Below are 1,109 nucleotides of genomic sequence, written 5' to 3' on the forward strand. Positions count from 1 at the left end.
ATCACACCATAACCGGATTTGGATTCATTATCCTGAACAAACGTCGTTTTACAGACCTTTTCTTCAAACTCTCTCTGATTGAAAGATTCGAAAAAGTAACCACGCTCATCCTTAAAAAGACGTGGCTCGATAATGATTACGCCTTCTATGGAAGTCTTTATTATATTCATAATTTGATAGGAAAAGTATATGCTTTAAAAGAGAAATATAAAGGTGTACATTTTTGTGTGACAGGAGTGTACATTATTACACTGCAAAAGTGTACACTCTTGTTATACAAAAATGTACACTTTTATATCGGCTGATAATCAGTGCTTTAACTCGTCTATTACTTTCTGTAAATATTGCCCGTACTGATTCTTCAGCATCGGCTTTGCCAGTTCCTGCATTTTATCTGCCGTTATCCAGCCTTGACGTAGTGCAATACCTTCCAGGCAGGCAACCTTCAATCCCTGGCGCTTCTCTATCACTTCGATAAAGGTACTGGCTTCCGAAAGAGAATCATGTGTACCTGTATCCAGCCATGCAAAACCACGACCTAACAACTGGACTTTGAGCTCTTCGTCATTCAGAAATTCCTGATTCACGGTGGTTATTTCTAACTCCCCACGGGCAGATGGTTTGATATTTTTGGCCACCTCAACCACTTTATTTGGATAAAAATAGAGTCCGACTACGGCATAGTTACTTTTGGGATGAACCGGTTTTTCTTCAATGCTCAGTACATTCCCCTCCTTATCGAACTCGGCAACTCCGTAACGCTCCGGATCGCTGACCCAGTAACCAAACACAGTTGCTTTCTGTTCTTCTTCGGCCAGACGAACTGACTCTTTCAACATCCGGGTAAAGCTTTGCCCATAGAAAATATTATCTCCCAATACCAGACAGACAGAATCATTACCGATGAATTTCTCGCCGATGATAAATGCTTGTGCCAATCCATCGGGTGAAGGTTGCTCTGCATATTCAAAACGAACACCAAAGTCGGAACCGTCTCCTAATAAGCGCTGGAAGCCCGGCAGATCATAAGGCGTGGAGATGATTAATATTTCGCGGATACCGGCAAGCATTAATACGGATATCGGATAGTAAATCATGGGTTTGTCGAA

General features: G+C 41.7%; 2 protein-coding genes. Both read right to left on the reverse strand.

Features of this window, described 5'->3' with window-relative positions:
* Positions 1-170 (reverse strand): dTDP-4-dehydrorhamnose 3,5-epimerase family protein (locus tag QX565_RS00135; RefSeq protein WP_289290510.1); only part of this gene is annotated, 170 nt, incomplete at its 3' end.
* Positions 171-308: 138 nt separating this feature from the next.
* A partial coding sequence (rfbA, locus tag QX565_RS00140; RefSeq protein ID WP_289290508.1) for a glucose-1-phosphate thymidylyltransferase RfbA occupies positions 309-1,109 on the reverse strand: 801 nt, incomplete at its 5' end.

Source organism: Bacteroides sp. 41_26, from assembly GCF_949740115.1.
In the GTDB taxonomy this organism is placed as follows: Bacteria; Bacteroidota; Bacteroidia; order Bacteroidales; family Bacteroidaceae; genus Bacteroides; species Bacteroides nordii.